The sequence below is a fragment of the Citrobacter sp. ANG330 genome (assembly GCF_047467925.1).
Classification (GTDB): Bacteria; Pseudomonadota; Gammaproteobacteria; order Enterobacterales; family Enterobacteriaceae; genus Citrobacter_A; species Citrobacter_A amalonaticus_G.
Genome location: NZ_JASJUI010000011.1, coordinates 1 through 17257 on the forward strand (window position 1 = coordinate 1; position 17257 = coordinate 17257).

Consider the following 17257-nt stretch of genomic DNA (forward strand, 5'->3'; position numbering starts at 1 on the left):
ACATTCATCGCTGAATCCCGCTGACCCGGCGGCTTGCGTGCCGTTGTTCCGTGTCAGTGGAGGCGCATTATAGGGAGTTATTTCGGGCTGACAAGGGGAAATTTAAAATAATTTTCCGAGTGCGTAATATTTACCCAAAACAGGCTCAAAGCGCGAGTTTTTCGAGCGATTCAAAGCCGTAGCGCTGCAAAACGGGCAATAATTGCTCAGTTTCCGGCGTCATTGCCATACAGAAAGCAATATTGGCATCTGCTGATTTCGCATCCGGCGCTTCATGCTCCAGCAGCCAGGCAGTCCGACGCGCAATAGCCGCTCCAGAATCCACCAGTCGCGTTCCTTCAGGAAGGACCTGTAAGAGTTCTTCCTGCAACAACGGGAAGTGGGTGCAACCAAGCACCACCGTATCAGGAGGCTCCGGCATCCGCAGCCACGGGCGCAGGATACGTTGCAGCTCTTCCAGCGGCACGGGATTGCCGTGCAACTTCGCTTCCGCCAGTTCCACCAGCTCTGCGGACCCCAGCATGGCTATCTGGCACTCATTCGCAAAGCGCGCAATCAGTTCATGCGTATAAGGGCGCTTCACCGTCCCGCGCGTTGCCATAAGCCCGACAACCCCATTCGCCGTCAGACGCGCCGCCGGTTTGATCGCCGGCACCACGCCCACAACCGGGAAAGCAAACTTCTCACGCAAGGCAGGAAGAGAGACCGTGCTGGCCGTGTTACAGGCGATAACGGCCAGGGAGAGAGGATAACGCTGCTGTACCGCCGTCACGATCTCAACAACGCGCTCAACGATAAACGCTTCACTCTTCTCCCCATAAGGAAAAGCCACGTTATCGAAAGCATAGATATAGTGGAGATCCGGCAGGAGATGCCGGATCTCATCATAGACCGACAACCCACCGACACCGGAATCAAATACCAGCACGGTGGGACGTGGATCAGAAGGTGTAGCTGCCAGACAAGGTATATTCCCGTCCTGCAGTTTGGTAGCCATAAACTGTCTCGTAATCTTTGTCGAACAGGTTGGCTATTTTACCACGAACTGTGAGATGTGAGGTGAGCGGATATGAAAGTCCGATGTCCCACACGCTCAGTCCCCCCATTTTCACCTTACGGGAATTATCATAGTCGTAATCGTAACGTTCACCGATATACTGATAGGTCACATCCCAGCCCAGATCGTAGACCTGTCCGCTTAGCTCATACTTCACCTGCTGTTTAGCGCGACGATAAAGCTGCTGATCGGTTTCATCATCACGCGGATCAACATATTGCAACGTTAAGCGATGATCGACCGGCCCGGTCGTCAGGTTCCCCGTCCATTCGAGACCTTTGATGGTCGCGGATTTGACGTTGAAGTAGGTATTGTTGTTGTAGTCGATCAGGTTCTGAATTTTGTAGCGATAGGTCGACAGACGCCAGTCAAGCGGACCGGTCATCCCTTCTAATCCGGCTTCCCACTGCTTCGACTCCTCCGGTTTCAGATTCGGGTTAGAAGCAATACCAAAGCGCTCTGCACCAAACTGTTGTCCCAGTGAAGGCGCAAGGAAGCCTGTGCCATAAGAGAGCGTCACCTTGTAGTCATCAATAAACTGCCAGCCCGCCGCTGTTTGCCAGGTACCGTGCCAGCCAAACTGGTCGTCATGGTCTTCACGGCCTGACGCTTCCAGCGTCACGCTATCAATCTGCTGTTGCCCGGTCAGATAAAGTCCCGTGTTATCACGCTTGTAGTTGTCAGTCCCGTATTCGCCAAAGGACATCAGCTTTTCTTGTTTCCAGTCGACGCCAGCACTGAGAGCGCCGTGCCCGACAATAACGTTGTTGCCCCACTGGACGTAACGCTGTTCCATGTCATCAAGGCTATAACCTGTCGCATAGCGCCCGTTCAGGCTGCTGTAGTTATAGTCCTTAATACGCTGGTAGTTAGCGACCAGTTGTGACGAGTAGATCCCGGAATTGAAGCGCAGCCCCGTATCCCACGACTGAGTGTAATTCTGGTGCTCGTCGTTTCCGCCGTCATATCCCCAGTTCCCCTGGTCGTAATCGGCATTACTGGCGTAACCGTAGCCACGGAAGTAGCCATCAAATTGATCGTTAAATTTGTGCTCAACGCCACCCCAGAAGAGTTTATTGCGATAACCATCGCGATCGCTGTCGCCGCTGTAGCTGGAGCGAGGCTGAACATCGAAACCTTTGGTGGTCTGATAAGCCCCGGCCGCCGTTACCACGGTATCGCCAAAACGCTGACGGTATGTACCGTCATATTGCTGATAGCCGTTCGACCCCATGCCCGCATTAATCTGCGAACGTTCTTCACCCGTCATGGTGATGATGTTCACTACGCCGCCAATGGCGCCGGAGCCATAAATGGCTGAACGCGGACCACGGATATACTCAATGCGCTGCACCAGCGAAACCGGGATCTGGTCAATATCGGAATTATTGGTAATGCCCGGACGGGCGACCGGAATACCATCGACTAGCACCAGAACGTGTTTCGCTTCGGTGCCGCGTACAAACAAAGAAGAGCTTTGCCCCATCCCGCCATTCTGCGCCACATCCACGCCAGGCAAACGGCGCATGACATCAAGAACGGTTCGGGACTGCCAGCGATCGATATCCTCGCGAGTGACAATATCGGTCGGAGCCAGAACGGTATTAACAGGTTGTTGAAAACGGTTTGCTGTCACGACAAGCGTGTCAGGGGTGGCATCCTGTGCCCAGCCCGAAAAAGCCGTGACGGAGAGCGCCGTCAGCAGCGATGTTTTTTTAATCATTGTAAAGCATCCACAATAGAAGAAGGATGCCGCAGGTCCCACCGATAGTACGCGATGATGAAAACCAGTTGCGACGTTAGCCGGCAGGTCTTCGGGCTTGGAAGGTTATCCACGGATAATAAGAGATGAAGACTTCCCACCCAACAGGCAGTGTCTGCTTACGCTCTCATCTCACCTTTCCTTACCGCTGCGCGTCAGCTCCAGATTTACACTGGATTCCCTATTAACTCACAGGACCGGCACACGGATGCTACAGTTTGTAACATCTTACTGTCCAGCGCGTTTGTTAAATATGAGAGTTCATCAATGACTGGACATCTGTTGAGCAATCCCTACAATCCCCGCGTACTTTTATTTTTCAGGATACATCATGACCCCCGAACACCTTCCGACAGAACAGTATGACGCGCAGCTCGCCGAAAAAGTGGTGCGCTTGCAGAGTATGATGGCGCCCTTTTCTGACCTTGTCCCGGAAGTGTTTCGTTCACCGGTCAGCCACTACCGTATGCGTGCTGAATTCCGCATCTGGCATGACGGTGATGACCTCTATCACATCATTTTCGATCAACAGAGCAAAAGCCGAATTCGCGTCGACAGCTTTCCGGCGGCGAGTGAACTGATTAATCAATTGATGACCGCGATGATCGCTGGCGTACGCGACAACCGCGTGCTGCGCCATAAACTGTTCCAGATTGATTACCTCACCACCATGAGTAATCAGGCAGTGGTTTCGCTGCTGTATCATAAAAAGCTGGACGACGAATGGCGTGAAGCTGCCGAAGCGCTCCGCGACGCCCTGCGTGCGCAGAACCTGAACGTGCATTTGATTGGCCGCGCGACAAAAACCAAAATCGCGCTGGATCAGGACTACATTGATGAACGTTTGCCGGTTGCAGGCAAAGAGATGATCTATCGTCAGGTCGAAAACAGCTTTACGCAGCCGAATGCGGCCATGAACATTCAGATGCTGGAATGGGCGCTGGATGTGACTAAAGGCTCGAAAGGCGATCTGCTCGAACTGTACTGCGGTAACGGCAACTTTTCTTTAGCGCTGGCACGCAATTTTGACCGCGTACTGGCAACAGAAATCGCCAAACCGTCTGTTGCCGCCGCGCAATACAACATTGCGGCGAATCAGATTAATAACGTGCAGATTATCCGCATGGCGGCGGAAGAGTTTACTCAGGCGATGAACGGCGTGCGTGAATTTAACCGCTTGCAGGGTATTGACCTGAAAAGCTATCAGTGTGAAACGATTTTTGTCGATCCGCCGCGCAGTGGTCTGGACAGCGAGACGGAGAAAATGGTGCAGGCGTATCCGCGCATTCTGTACATCTCCTGTAACCCCCAGACGCTGTGCAAAAACCTGGAAACATTAAGCCAGACGCATACGGTGTCACGCCTGGCGCTGTTCGATCAGTTTCCGTATACGCACCATATGGAGTGTGGGGTATTGTTGACGGCGAAGTGATACGTTGTAGGCCTGATAAGCGCAGCGCCATCAGGCAATCCAGCGCCGGATAGTGGCATACATGCCTTATCCGGCCTGGACATAGACAGTTTTTATTCCGACACTTCCTGCTTGCGATTACGCATTTTCACGCCGATCCAGAAGACCAGAATGACCGACAGCACGGCCGGGAAGAAGTTGGAACCGATATCCGGATATTCCGCGCGCACCACGGTGCTGTAAAGCAGAACGCCGAGAATAAAGCAGGCGGCAGACAGGCCCGGCAAACCCACAGGCATGGTGCGATTCTGATAACGTTGATGCAGACAGTACACCGTCAGCACCAGCGAAATAATTGGAAATACAGAGAACGGCACGATGGAGCTAAACAGCGCCGCGAATGTGCCATTGATCGACAAGCCAGCGACCAGCGCCAGCAACAGCGTACCTTTATCCTGAACTGACTGTTTCATTGCTCTTCCTTCACGTTACCTGGAATGAGGGTCATCTTCTCTTGTTCACGGCGATACCAGTAATACGCGCCTTTCGAAATCATGCGCAGTTGCAGTACCAGTCGCTCTTCTAACTGCCGGCGCTGTTCCGCGCCCACGTCCAGCGCCTCGGCGCCCGCACTGAAGACAATCGTTACCATCGCTTCGGCCTGCGCTTCAGTAAACGCACGCGGCATATGGTTTTCGATTTCCAGATAGTCCGCAAGTTCCGCGATAAAGTGCTGGATTTCGCGCGCAACAGCGGCACGAAACGCGGCTGAGGTGCCAGAACGTTCACGCAATAATAAACGGAAGGCGTTGGGGTTGTTACCGATGAACTCCATAAATGTAGAGACCGAGGTGCGGATCACACTCCCGCCCTTGGCGATACGCTGGCGTGCCTGGCGCATCAACTGACGCAGCATCAGACCGCTTTCATCGACCATGGTCAGGCCGAGTTCATCAACATCACGGAAATGACGATAAAAGGAGGTTGGCGCAATGCCCGCTTCGCGTGCAACTTCGCGTAAACTGAGACTGGCAAAGCTACGCTCCGCGCTCAGTTGACTAAATGCGGCTTCGACCAGCGAACGCCGGGTTTTTTCTTTTTGCTGCGCTCTAACGCCCATCACGATGTCTGAATCCTTCCATATGCCTTGTCCGGCACTATACCAGAGTTCAAAGTTAATCTGTTTGTTCAGCTTTGTGAATGATTGTTTACGCGCAGTTTGTGCTTCGGCTTCGCAAAAAAGCACAACGATAATTGGGTTATCCCCGCAATGATGTTACTATTCTGTTGCTTTTATGTATAAGAACAGGTAAGCCTTACCATGCCACATTCCTACGATTACGATGCCATAGTTATAGGTTCCGGCCCCGGCGGCGAAGGCGCTGCAATGGGTCTGGTTAAGCAAGGAGCTCGCGTTGCCGTTATCGAGCGTTATCATAACGTTGGCGGCGGTTGTACCCACTGGGGTACCATCCCATCGAAAGCGCTCCGTCATGCAGTCAGTCGTATTATCGAATTCAATCAGAACCCCCTTTACAGCGATCATTCCCGCCTGCTTCGTTCCTCCTTCGCCGACATTCTCAACCATGCCGATAACGTGATTAATCAGCAAACACGGATGCGACAGGGTTTTTATGAGCGTAACCACTGCGAGATCTTGCAGGGCAACGCCCATTTTGTTGACGAACATACGCTGGCGCTGGAATGTCATGATGGTACGGTTGAAACCCTGACGGCAGAAAAATTTGTCATTGCCTGCGGATCGCGCCCTTATCATCCGGCAGACGTGGACTTCGCGCACCCGCGCATTTATGACAGCGATTCGATCCTCAGCCTGCATCACGAGCCTCGTCACGTCATTATTTATGGTGCCGGGGTGATTGGCTGCGAATATGCGTCGATCTTCCGGGGAATGGAGGTCAAAGTTGATCTCATCAATACCCGTGACCGTCTGCTGGCGTTCCTCGATCAGGAGATGTCTGACTCCCTCTCTTACCACTTCTGGAACAGCGGCGTCGTCATTCGCCACAATGAAGAGTATGAGAAGATCGAAGGCTGCGACGACGGCGTGATCATGCACCTGAAGTCGGGTAAGAAACTGAAAGCCGACTGCCTGTTGTATGCCAATGGTCGTACCGGGAACACCGATTCTCTGGCGTTACAGAATATCGGTCTGGAAACCGACAGCCGTGGTCAGCTCAAGGTCAACAGCATGTACCAGACTGCCCTGCCGCACGTTTATGCCGTCGGTGATGTGATTGGCTACCCGAGCCTGGCGTCCGCTGCATACGACCAGGGACGCATTGCCGCTCAGGCGCTGGTGAAAGGGGAAGCGAACGCGCACCTGATCGAAGATATCCCGACCGGCATTTACACCATTCCGGAAATCAGTTCCGTTGGCAAAACTGAACAGCAACTGACGGCGATGAAAGTGCCTTACGAAGTGGGCCGCGCTCAGTTTAAACACCTGGCGCGCGCGCAAATCGTTGGCATGAACGTAGGCACGCTGAAGATTTTGTTCCATCGGGAAACGAAAGAAATTCTGGGGATTCACTGCTTTGGTGAGCGCGCAGCCGAAATTATTCACATCGGTCAGGCGATTATGGAGCAGAAAGGTGGTGGTAACACAATTGAGTACTTCGTTAACACCACCTTTAACTACCCGACCATGGCGGAAGCCTATCGGGTAGCGGCGCTAAATGGCTTAAACCGCCTTTTTTAACGCCTTGTCGAAATGGCCATCCATCGCACCACGGATGGCCTCTGCCAGTTGCTCATAGCGGCTGCGCAGCGGTGATCCCGGACGATAAACCAGCCCCACCGTACGGCGCGGTTCAGGCTTAATGCAAGGCAGATACACCACGCCATCACGTTTGCGTTCTTGCGGAACCGCCAGCGCTGGCAGAAGAGTAATCCCGCTGCCTGCCGCCACCATGTTACGCAGCGTTTCCAGACTGGTCGCACGGAAGTGGGTGTCTTCGTCAGCACCGGCTTCGAAGCAGAAGCCCATCGCCTGATCGCGCAGACAGTGACCGTCCTCCAGCATCAACAGTTTTTCACCTGCCAGGTCGGACATCGGCACGCATTCGCGATTCGCCCACGGGTGATCTTCATAGATTGCCAGCAGCATTGGCTCGTCGAACAGCGGCACTTCAATAAAGGCCTCACTCTCTTTCACCAGCGCCAGAATCACGCAGTCGAGCTTGCCGCTGTCCAGTTGCGCCAGCAACTGATGGGTCTGCGCTTCATGCAGATACATTTCCAGCTTCGGGAAAGACTGGTGCAGCATTGGGATAATATGCGGCAACAGATAAGGGCCGACGGTGGGAATCAAACCAATGTGCAGCGGGCCAGACATGGTCTCACCCTGTTGGCTTGCCATCTCCTTGAGCACTTTGACCTCACGCAGCACGGTGCGCGCCTGATCCACCAGCAACAAACCGGCCTGAGTGAACAGCACTTTACGACTCGTACGCTCCAGCAGCATCACGCCCAGTTCATCTTCCAGCTTGCGGATTTGCCCGCTAAGCGTTGGCTGGCTGACGTGACAGGAGTCCGCCGCACGCCGGAAATGCCGATGTTCGGCTAATGCCACCAGGTATTCAAGATCACGAATATTCATTATTCATCCTCCAACGCCACGATAGTTCATGGCGATAGGTAGCATAGCAACGAACGATTATCCCTATCAAGCATTCTGATTAATAATACATCACAGAAACGGAGCGGTATCGTTTAACCCTTGAAGCCACTGCCCGTTCAGAGAGTCTCTCTCTACCCAAATAACTAAAGCCAACGTGAACGTTTGCGGACCCCGTGGTCCGCATTTTTTTTGCGTAAAAAAGCCTGGCATCCCGCCAGGCTGAGATAAGGCCCGACAACGTTATGATTTTTGACTAACTGCGCTCAGCGCATCCGCAACGCGTTTGAATTGCGCAAACCGGCTACGCAGCATGCTGTGCTTCGCGGCATCCGGCTCAAGGCGGATTACCGTCGGCAGAGTGGCGTTAATCGCCTGCGCGAATCCTGCATACTCCCCCGCGCCGACGGCGGCACACATTGCCGCCGCCCGGCACCCGGACTGTTCGATATCGACAATTTCAAGCGGCAGATTGCTGGCGTCGCAAAACATCTGCATCCAGATGCGCGAATGCGTTGGCCCGCCGGTAAAGCGAATCGCCTGGGTTTCGCCACTGAGTTGCAGCATCCGGTCCTGATGCAGTAAATGCGAGAACACTATGCCCTGATAGATGGCATAAACCATGTCTGCCGCATCGTGATGCCCTGCCAGCCCGAGAAAGCCGCCGCTTAAGGAATCGCAATAGTTAGAGCCGTACAGCCAGGGGAAAAACAGAATGCTGTCCGGCTTCTGATACCCCTGCTCCGCCCACCGGTTAAGCGTATCGTGATCGTTGGCGAGCGCCGGGAAAAACTGGTTGATAAACCAGGTCAGGTTGCTGGCGGAGGTCGGGCTGCCTTCATGGGCGAAATACTGCCCCGGAATGCTGAATTTCCCCCACACATAGGGGTAATCCGCCGGAACAATACGATCGAATACCCGGGTAGCGATAGACCAGGTGCCCGCTACCGCGCTGAGATGCGAGCTGTCATGCACCCCAGAGGTGATGGCCGCGCCAACCACGTCAAAAAACCCGCCAAACACGGGCGTCCCCGCCTTCAGCCCGCATAACGCAGCGGCATCGGCGGTCACCTGCCCGGCCAGATCGGCGGAACCAATGACGCCCGGCGTGCAGTTCACCATTTCCTCGATACCAAACAGCGCGAACAGCGCGGGGTCGAACTCATTACGCTGTTGATTAAACAGCTGGCTCCCGGAGATATTGGTCTCTTCACAGGCAAGGTTATCCGTCAGGCAGTAACGAATATAGTCGTGCGCCATCAGGATGTAGCCCGTCCGCGCGTAGTTCTCGGGTTCATGCTGTTTCAGCCAGGCCAGCAGCGCCGCCGGGTGAGAAGGCCATAACTGCTGCAAACTGAGCGGATACGCCTGGCGATCGACGCCCTGCGCTTTCCAGGCAGCCACCAGCGGCTGCGCCCTGGAATCCGAAGAGACGATGCCATTACGTACGGGTTTGCCAGATTTATCGACCAGATAAAGTCCTTTACCGTGTGCAGAAAAGCCAATCCCGCGGATCTGTTCTGCCGCGATATGGCTTTCGGCCAGCGCGCGCTGAATCACGAGGCACGTGGTGGCCCAGAGCTCGTTCATATCTCGCTCACAAAACCCCGCCTGTGGGCTCAGCAGCGGCAAGGTTTGGGCCGCAACGGTGACTTCTCTACCTTCGACGCTGTAAATCCCTGCTTTGGTCACGGTGCCGCCCAAATCAATGCCGATAAAGTAATGGCTCATCGTCGTCTCCTTAACCTGCCATGAGTGACCGTTCGTCATACCAACCGGCCGCCTGCATCTTGCTCTCTATCCACTGGCGCGCATGGATGATTTCCAGCAGCGGCTCGGCAGATTTTTCCGTCCACATCTCAATCAGGAAGGTTCCCCGATAGTTAAGGCGGCGTAGCGTCCTGAACAGCTTGATAAAATCCACGCATCCTTCGCCAAAGGGCACATCGCGGAATTGGCCCGGCGAATCCGCCGTCACTGGAAAAGTGTCTTTGAGATGAATCGCAGCAATTCTGTCGATGCCTTTCGCCAGCTCGCTCTCCAGTTCGTTGCCCCAGGCGGTTAAGTTGCCGACGTCGGGGTAAACGGTGAACCACGGCGAGTTAATTTTTTCATCCAGCACTTTCCATTTACTGATGGAGTTAATAAACGGCGTGTCCATGATCTCCACGGCGCACATCACCTGCGCGGCAGCCGCCTGCTCCGCCGTCCAGGCCATTGCATCCTCGAACCAGGCGATGGTTTCAGCATTCTGCGGCTCATAATAAACGTCATAACCGGCAAGCTGGATGGTGCGTATCCCTAAATCCTGCGCCAGCCGCAGCGCTTTTTGCATGATAGAGCGCGCCTGCTGGCGAGTCTGGCTATCGTGGCTGCCGAACGGGAAGCGGCGATGGGCGGATAAGCACATTGTTGGAATACGCACCCCGGTTTTCTGGATCGCGCTGATGATTTCCATGCGCTCCGCCAGTGACCAGTCGAGGCGCGCCAGCCGCTCTTCGCTCTCATCCACCGACATTTCGACAAAATCGAAACCGCATGATTTCGCCAGCGCCAGTTTTTCTACCCAACTGGTGTTCCTGGGTAGCGCCTTTTCATAAATACCTAACGGGTGGCTACGCATTATCTTCCCTCACGAGTGGCCAGTTGTTGTAACGCTTTTCGGCTGTGATTCATGGCACGCTGCGCCTGCCATTTTTGCTTAAAGAACTTAAACGCCAGCGCGGCAATAAGGGTGATGCCCCAGACCGCCAGATTGAAATGCAGGCTGAGGCCCAGCAGGCTCAGGCCGGTGGCGATCACCTGTAATACCAGCAGCGCGCAAAACACGTGGCTGACTTTGCCCGAGCCGCCGAAGGGATCGGTGCCGCCCAGCACAATCGCCAGTACCGTCAGCAGCAGATAAGAATCGCCATAGCCCATGCGGGCAGAGTTAAAGCGGGCCAGCATAATCAGCCCGGCCAGCACGCACAGCAGGCTGGAAATCGCATAAATCGCCATTAACACGCGGTGAGTGCGAATGCCGCTAAACCAGGTGGCATTGATGTTGCTGCCGCACATATAAATGATTTTCCCGGTGCGGGTTTTGCCGAGGAACAGCGCCAGGCCCAGCGTGGCGACGATAAAAATCACCATCGGCACCGGGATCCCAAGCACCACCTCCGACCCGATGCTGCGCACCACCGGTGGCATACCGCTAAGCGCCGCGCCTTTGGTGAGATACACGCCGATGCCGCTGATAATGGTCATGCTGCCCAGCGTCACCAGAATCGGGTGCGCGCCAACGCGGGAAATAATGGTGCCGGTGATCGCGCCAATCGCCACGGCGATCGCCATCGCGCCCAGCAGCGCCAGCAACAGCCACCACAGCTGCATACCGGTGGACGCGTCAGCCGGCACGTACTGGATCAGCAGCCAGGCCATAAACAGGCTGGTCAGATTCGCGGTGCCGATAATCGCCAGATTCAGGCCGCCGCTCAGCATCGGAACAAACATCGCAAAGGTCAGCAGCCCCAGTTCAGGCAGTTGGAAGGCAATACTCAGAAAGGTGTTATCGGTAAAAAAACGTCCGGGCATCGCCAGACTGAATGCCGCCACGGCGAAGAAACAGATCGCCAGCAACCCCGTGCTGGTGCCATCAAGCGGTAAAAAAGCCTGCTTTTTCATTTAAAGCCCCCTGTCAGACGAAGCCAACGTCCGTTTCTTTACGTTTTTTGTAGTGGGTGACGCAGATAGCCGAGACAATCACGACGCCGATGACGATGTTGACGAAATAGCTGGAGACGCCGATCAGGTTAAGGCCGTTTTTGAGGATGCCGATCAGAAAGACCCCCATCAACGTGCCGATTACCGAACCGCGTCCACCGGACAAACTGGCTCCGCCCAGCACGGCGGCGGCCAGTACGTCCAGTTCGCCGCCCACCAGCGCGTTGGGCACCACTTCGCTCATGCGGTAGGCTTGCAACATCCCGCCAATGGCGGCGGCGGCGCCAAGATAGCCGTAGGCGAACAGATAAATCAGCGCGACCCGGATGCCGATACGCCGTGCCGACTCGGTACTGCCGCCTACCGCATATAACTGGCGGCCAATATGGGTCTTGTTCATCACCATCCAGGTGAAGCAGGCCATCGCCAACATCACCACCAGCGGCAGCCCGACCTGGTAGGTTTCCCCTTCAAATCCAAAGCTAAACAGCGAGCGCTGGGTGATCCACCAGTCCGGCAGGTCATAGATGCTGTGGCCGTTGGTCAGCCACATCAGCATGCCGAACAGCAGCGACTGCATACTGATGGTGATGATGATGGAAACCACATTGAGGTAATAAATCAGGATCGCGTTAATCAGCCCAAACACGATGCCCAGCGCGATGGCAAAACCCAGGCAGAGCAGCGGACTGGTCAGGGTACCGCTGAGCAACAGCGACGCCACCACGTACTGAACCACCGATGCCACGGCGGCGAAGGAAATATCAATCCCCCCGGTGACCAGCACCACAAACAGGCCGAGGGCGAATATCCCCGTCACCGCGTAGCTTTCGGTGAGATCGAGCAGGTTCTGGATTGACAGGAACTCATTACTCATCAGCGAAAAAAACACCAGCATCAGGACGATGACCCAGCCCAGCCAGCCTTCCACCGACCGTGGAAACCGAAGCTGCAATACATTAGCCATTAATCACCTCCGCCAGCTGTTGCTCGGTATAGTCCGCAGGCAGCAGCTCGTTAATAATTTTCCCGCGCTGCATATGGAAAATACGATCGCAGTTGTAATACGCCTCTGGCGCTTCATCGGTAATCAGCAGCACGGAAATACCGACGCCGGAAAGGCGGTGGATAAGCTGATAAATACTGTCTTTCGCGCCAATATCGACGCCGACGGTCGGCGCATCGAGGATCAACACTTTGGGACGGGTTAAAATCCACTTCGCCAGCACCACTTTTTGCTGGTTGCCGCCGGACAGTGTCGAGAGCGGGTTATCGGGATTGGCGACCTTAATATCCAGATCCTGGATCCACTCCTGAACGAGGGTGGCCTGGCGTTTTTCGTCAATCACATGCCAGGGGGTTTTTAGCCGGTTAAGAATGGACAGCACCATATTGTCGCTGACCGACTGCGGGAGCACCGCGCCCAGCGTCAGGCGATCTTCAGAGACATAGGCGATGCCCAGTCTCGCGGCCTCGGTATTGTCTTTGATGGTGACTTTTTTCCCTTCCAGATAAATCTCTCCGCTATCCGGATGGGTAATGCCGAAAAGACTTAACGCCAGCTCTGTTCGCCCTGAGCCTAACAATCCGCACAGCCCCAGCACTTCTCCCTGGTGAAGCTTCAGGGAAATATCCTCGAACTGCCCTTTCCGACTGAGCTTATTGAGTTCCAGCACCACTTTTCCTTCCACGCTGTTCGGCAGCTTTTTCTGATGGACAATCGTTCTGCCAGTCATCAGTTCAGTGATCCGCGACGGCGTTAATAAACTTGCCGCCCAGGTGCCAATAATTTCGCCATCGCGGATCACGGTAATACGGTCGGAAATCTCTTTCACTTCGTCCAGACGATGGCTGACAAACACCACGGTGATATTTTTATCACGCAGATAATTCACCGTGCGCAGCAGCTGGTTAACTTCGGTGCGCGTCAGCGACGCCGTAGGCTCATCCATAATCACCAGCCGGGCATCCGCCACCAGCGCGCGGCAAATCGCCACCTGTTGGCGTTGGGCAATGGGCAAATGCTGGACTCGCGCGTCCGGGTCGAGGGTGAAATTTAATTCGCGGATAATTTTTAGCGCCAGTGCCTTCAGGCGGGCTTTGCGATGCCAGCCGAAATAGCCCTTAAGGTTTTCTTCGAAGGCGATATTTTCCGCAACCGTGAGGTTCGGGAATAACGACAGATCCTGATAAATAACCTGAATCCCTAATTCACGGGCTTTATCCGGCGAGAGTCTGGACCAGGATTTATCATCAATAACAATTTCGCTGCCGGCATCCGGGATATACACACCGCACAGGGTTTTTATCAGCGTGCTTTTACCACAGCCGTTGGCACCGGCCAGACAGTGGACTTCGCCTTTATTTAGCGTGAGATCAATATTCTTTAATGCCCGATGACCGCCAAAACTTTTGCTTAGCGACTTAAACGTCACCAAAGGTTCACCGGCATTTCGTTCTGCAATATGCGGCATCATGCTGTTCCTGAAAACGACCAAGGGATTTCCGGGCCGGTTGGCGGCCCGGTGATGCGACCTGAAACTACAAACCTAACTTCACTAAACGCCGGGTATTTTCAACATCGAGCTTTTCGGGGTTATCGCTCAGGATGGTGTTGTTCTGGACTTTGATTTCGCCCATATCGCCGATTTTTACGCCGTCTTTAATCGGTTCGCCGTTCATCATCGCCGTGGCGACCTGAACGAAAACTTTACCGGCGATCATCGGGTTAGAAATGTAGCCGCCATCAATCGCGCCTTTCTCCAGCAATTTAATGCCCTGGCCCGGTGTGAAGGTGCCGAACACGCAAATCGCATCGTTTTTCTTACGCTTATCAATCGCGCGGCCTGCGCCAATCGGGCCCTGGGAACCGAACGACATAATGCCTTTGAGATCTTTGTATTTGGACATCAGGTCATTCGCGGTACGCATTGAATCGTCCACCGATTCCGCGACGCCAAAGCGATCTTCCACCAGGGTCATTTTCGGGTAGTGTTCTTTTTGATAAGCAATCGCGGCATCGGCCCAGTCATTCACCAGCGGTACCGTCAGGCTGCCGACAAACATGGCGTATTTGCCCTCTTCGCCCATGCACTTCGCCATATCTTTCATATGATTGGCGCCCATGGTTTGGGTGTTCAGCAGCTCGAAATCCCAGTCGGCATTCGCCTGATCCGGTGATTCATGGGTAATCACTTTGATACCGGCATCCTGGGCGCGTTTAAGCACCGGCTCCAGCACTTTCGCATCATTTGGCACCACGCCGATCACATCGACTTTCTTAGCAATGAGATCTTCAATGGCCCGCACCTGCTCGGCCGGGTCAGCCGTTGTCGGGCCAACCTGCCAGGCATTTACGCCGAGCGCCTTGCCCTCTTCTTTAATCCCTTGCTCCATAACGTTGAACCAGGGAATCCCGCCGACTTTCACTACCACCCCCATCGTAAAAGGCTTATTGGCTTTTTGCGGCGCAGTGGATTGTTCAGCCCAGACGGCGGTTGATGACAATGCAGCAGTAATCAGGCAGGGTAAGAGTAATTTTTTCATTGTAATTTCCTTAAGAAATAGCTTCAGACGTCAGGAATACCCAATAAAAATTGGCCTGACTTTTTATTTATTTCGACTTTCCTCTGGCATTGGCAGAATAATCAGACAGGTGTCATGATTATTCAAATAACGGCTCACACATACTACTTATCGACTTCCACCACATTTAGCTGTGGATATTGCGTACGATAACGTTGATCAATACAGCTATTGGTTACCATAATATCGATCTCATCCAGCATACATATTTTACTGAATGCGTACTGTTCAAATTTGCTGGAGTCCACCATAAGGATTTTTTGCCCGGAAACCTGCAGCATGACCTGCTTTAATCTGGCATTTATTTCACTGCCATCACGTATACCGTTTTCCAGATTTAATCCCTGACAGGAAAAGAAAAAGCTATTAATTTGAAAATTTCGAATGGCACTCTCGGCAACAGGTCCATGGAAATCATCGTGGCGCTCAGAATACTCACCCCCAATACCGATAATGCGCACTTTATCCCGGCAGGCCAGCGCCTGGATAACGCGTAGCGAATTGGTTACCACGGTGATATCAATGTCCGGAATTTGCCGGGCCAGAAACCAGCAGGTACTGCTGTTATCCATCAGAATGCAATCGCCGGAATGAATAAACTGTAACGCAGCCTTGGCGATTTTAGTTTTGATATCAGGATGTTCCTCGGTACGCTTGCGAAAGGATTCGGCGCGGTCCACGCTGCTCGCTTGCCATACCGTCCCCTCTATCGCCGCCGCCGTCGCCTCTGGCGCATCCAGAGAAACCGCGCCGCCAAAGCTGCGGGTCAATCGTTTGTTCCGTTCTAATACTCTCAGATCCCGGCGAATGGTTTCCGGCGATACCTGACATAATTGCGACAGCTCCGTTACCCGCACTGCACCCTGTTTTTGCACATGGGCGCAAATCATTTTGTAACGTTCTGCCTGCAGCATAATAGGGATCCGTTAAGTGTCATTTTACATGGCATTATAATTAACGTTTCCACCCGAAATTAAAGTGATTAATTTCAAGAAATATTCCATTGAAAAATCCCGCGGACAATTGAATGACATTCATCACAATAAACAATGAAATAATAGCAATGAATCAATTAGTAGAGTGATTAAAATCACAAAACAAGCTTGTTTTGCCCCCTTGCCATAACCTGAAAACACTCAAACAAACAGAAACGGTCATCCTGCAATTGACCAAATTTGCCCGAATATGACCGAGTATGACTTTTTCTTACCATGATGCGCCTGACTACGTTTTACATCTTATTTATTCGGCGTAATTTAAATAAAAACGCGGCGCATATTTTATGTTATCCGCCGTTAAGTCATTAATGCTGAGATATAACATTCATCATATATTCTGGAGTAAAAAATGAATACGTTAAAACAACACGTTCTGGAGGCGAATTTATCTCTTCCCGCGCATAAACTGGTGACCTTTACCTGGGGTAACGTCAGCGGCATCGATCGTGAAAAAGGTATTATGGTCATCAAACCTTCCGGGGTGGAATATGACCATATGGGTCTGGAAGATATGGTGGTGGTGGATGTGCAAAGCGGCAAAGTCATTGAGGGAAATAAAAAACCATCATCAGATACCGACACGCATTTAGCGCTCTATCGCGCTTTCCCGACGATTGGCGGCATCGTCCATACGCATTCCCGACACGCCACTATCTGGTCGCAAGCCGGAAAAGACTTAATGGCCTTAGGCACCACGCATGCCGATTATTTTTACGGAACCATCCCCTGCACGCGCCCGATGCATGACGACGAAATTAACGGCCGTTATGAATATGAAACCGGCAACGTAATTATCGAAACCTTTGCGCAGCGCGGACTCTCACCTGACCAGATCCCGGCGGTACTGGTCAACAGCCATGGGCCTTTCGCCTGGGGTTCTGATCCTGCTAACGCCGTGCATAACGCCGTGGTACTGGAAGAAATCGCTTATATGAATTTGTTTACTCAGCAGCTGCAGTCCCAAATACCCGCCATGCAACCCACGCTGCTGGATAAACATTTCCTGAGAAAACACGGCGTGAATGCCTATTATGGGCAGTAATCTCCGCGTTATGGCATAAAAAAGCCTGGCATTATGCCAGGCCGGGAGGAGGAAAAT

At 53.3% G+C, this 17257-nt stretch carries 15 protein-coding genes and 1 riboswitch; of the genes, 3 read left to right on the forward strand and 12 right to left on the reverse strand.

Features of this window, described 5'->3' with window-relative positions; genetic code table 11:
- Positions 1-145 precede the first annotated feature (145 nt).
- On the reverse strand, positions 146-997 hold the full coding sequence (gene murI, locus QNN88_RS19355) for a glutamate racemase (protein WP_414241640.1): 852 nt from the start codon (positions 995-997) through the stop codon (positions 146-148).
- The gene (gene btuB / locus QNN88_RS19360; RefSeq protein WP_414241641.1) at positions 942-2780 is read right to left on the reverse strand and encodes a TonB-dependent vitamin B12 receptor BtuB; all 1839 of its coding nucleotides are present in this window, start codon (positions 2778-2780) and stop codon (positions 942-944) included. Before btuB ends, murI begins: the two co-directional genes overlap by 56 nt.
- 64 nt (positions 2781-2844) lie before the next feature.
- A riboswitch (cobalamin riboswitch) is annotated at positions 2845-3036 on the reverse strand.
- Positions 3037-3150: 114 nt separating this feature from the next.
- On the opposite strand from btuB, the gene trmA reads away from it, so the two are divergent.
- Positions 3151-4251, forward strand: coding sequence for a tRNA (uridine(54)-C5)-methyltransferase TrmA (trmA, locus tag QNN88_RS19365; RefSeq protein ID WP_414241642.1), 1101 nt, complete (start codon positions 3151-3153; stop codon positions 4249-4251).
- Positions 4252-4343: 92 nt separating this feature from the next.
- Here trmA and QNN88_RS19370 read toward each other — a convergent pair whose 3' ends face one another.
- Both QNN88_RS19370 and fabR read right to left on the reverse strand, forming a co-directional pair.
- The gene (locus tag QNN88_RS19370; protein ID WP_042325658.1) at positions 4344-4703 is read right to left on the reverse strand and encodes a YijD family membrane protein; all 360 of its coding nucleotides are present in this window, start codon (positions 4701-4703) and stop codon (positions 4344-4346) included.
- Complete coding sequence (gene fabR, locus QNN88_RS19375; RefSeq protein WP_414241643.1) at positions 4700-5353, reverse strand: HTH-type transcriptional repressor FabR; 654 nt, start codon at positions 5351-5353, stop codon at positions 4700-4702. Before fabR ends, QNN88_RS19370 begins: the two co-directional genes overlap by 4 nt.
- 198 nt (positions 5354-5551) lie before the next feature.
- On the opposite strand from fabR, the gene sthA reads away from it, so the two are divergent.
- On the forward strand, positions 5552-6952 hold the full coding sequence (gene sthA / locus QNN88_RS19380; protein ID WP_414241644.1) for a Si-specific NAD(P)(+) transhydrogenase: 1401 nt from the start codon (positions 5552-5554) through the stop codon (positions 6950-6952).
- Here the strand turns inward: sthA and oxyR are convergent.
- The 8 genes from oxyR to QNN88_RS19420 form a co-directional block, all read right to left on the reverse strand.
- Positions 6935-7852 (reverse strand): DNA-binding transcriptional regulator OxyR, encoded by a 918-nt coding sequence (gene oxyR, locus QNN88_RS19385; RefSeq protein WP_414241645.1) that lies wholly within the window; start codon positions 7850-7852, stop codon positions 6935-6937. The two genes, sthA and oxyR, sit on opposite strands and share 18 nt — an antisense overlap.
- 261 nt (positions 7853-8113) lie before the next feature.
- Complete coding sequence (locus tag QNN88_RS19390) at positions 8114-9601, reverse strand: FGGY-family carbohydrate kinase (protein ID WP_414241646.1); 1488 nt, start codon at positions 9599-9601, stop codon at positions 8114-8116.
- Positions 9602-9611: 10 nt separating this feature from the next.
- Positions 9612-10493 carry an L-ribulose-5-phosphate 3-epimerase gene (locus tag QNN88_RS19395; RefSeq protein WP_414241647.1) on the reverse strand — a complete coding sequence of 294 codons (882 nt, stop codon included), beginning with the start codon at positions 10491-10493 and terminating at the stop codon, positions 9612-9614.
- A complete protein-coding gene (locus QNN88_RS19400; RefSeq protein WP_414241648.1) occupies positions 10493-11536 on the reverse strand; it encodes an ABC transporter permease in 1044 nt (347 codons plus the stop codon). Before QNN88_RS19400 ends, QNN88_RS19395 begins: the two co-directional genes overlap by 1 nt.
- Before the next feature lie 13 nt (positions 11537-11549).
- A complete protein-coding gene (locus QNN88_RS19405; RefSeq protein WP_414241649.1) occupies positions 11550-12542 on the reverse strand; it encodes an ABC transporter permease in 993 nt (330 codons plus the stop codon).
- Entirely contained in the window at positions 12535-14052 is a 1518-nt protein-coding gene (locus QNN88_RS19410) for a sugar ABC transporter ATP-binding protein (RefSeq protein WP_414241650.1), read from the reverse strand. Before QNN88_RS19410 ends, QNN88_RS19405 begins: the two co-directional genes overlap by 8 nt.
- A gap of 64 nt (positions 14053-14116) precedes the next feature.
- Positions 14117-15121, reverse strand: a complete 1005-nt coding sequence (locus tag QNN88_RS19415; protein ID WP_414241651.1) for a substrate-binding domain-containing protein — start codon at positions 15119-15121, stop codon at positions 14117-14119.
- Between the two features lie 143 nt (positions 15122-15264).
- Positions 15265-16074 (reverse strand): DeoR/GlpR family DNA-binding transcription regulator, encoded by an 810-nt coding sequence (locus QNN88_RS19420; protein ID WP_414241652.1) that lies wholly within the window; start codon positions 16072-16074, stop codon positions 15265-15267.
- A gap of 433 nt (positions 16075-16507) precedes the next feature.
- On the opposite strand from QNN88_RS19420, the gene araD reads away from it, so the two are divergent.
- Positions 16508-17200, forward strand: coding sequence for an L-ribulose-5-phosphate 4-epimerase (gene araD, locus QNN88_RS19425; protein WP_414241653.1), 693 nt, complete (start codon positions 16508-16510; stop codon positions 17198-17200).
- Positions 17201-17257 lie beyond the last annotated feature (57 nt).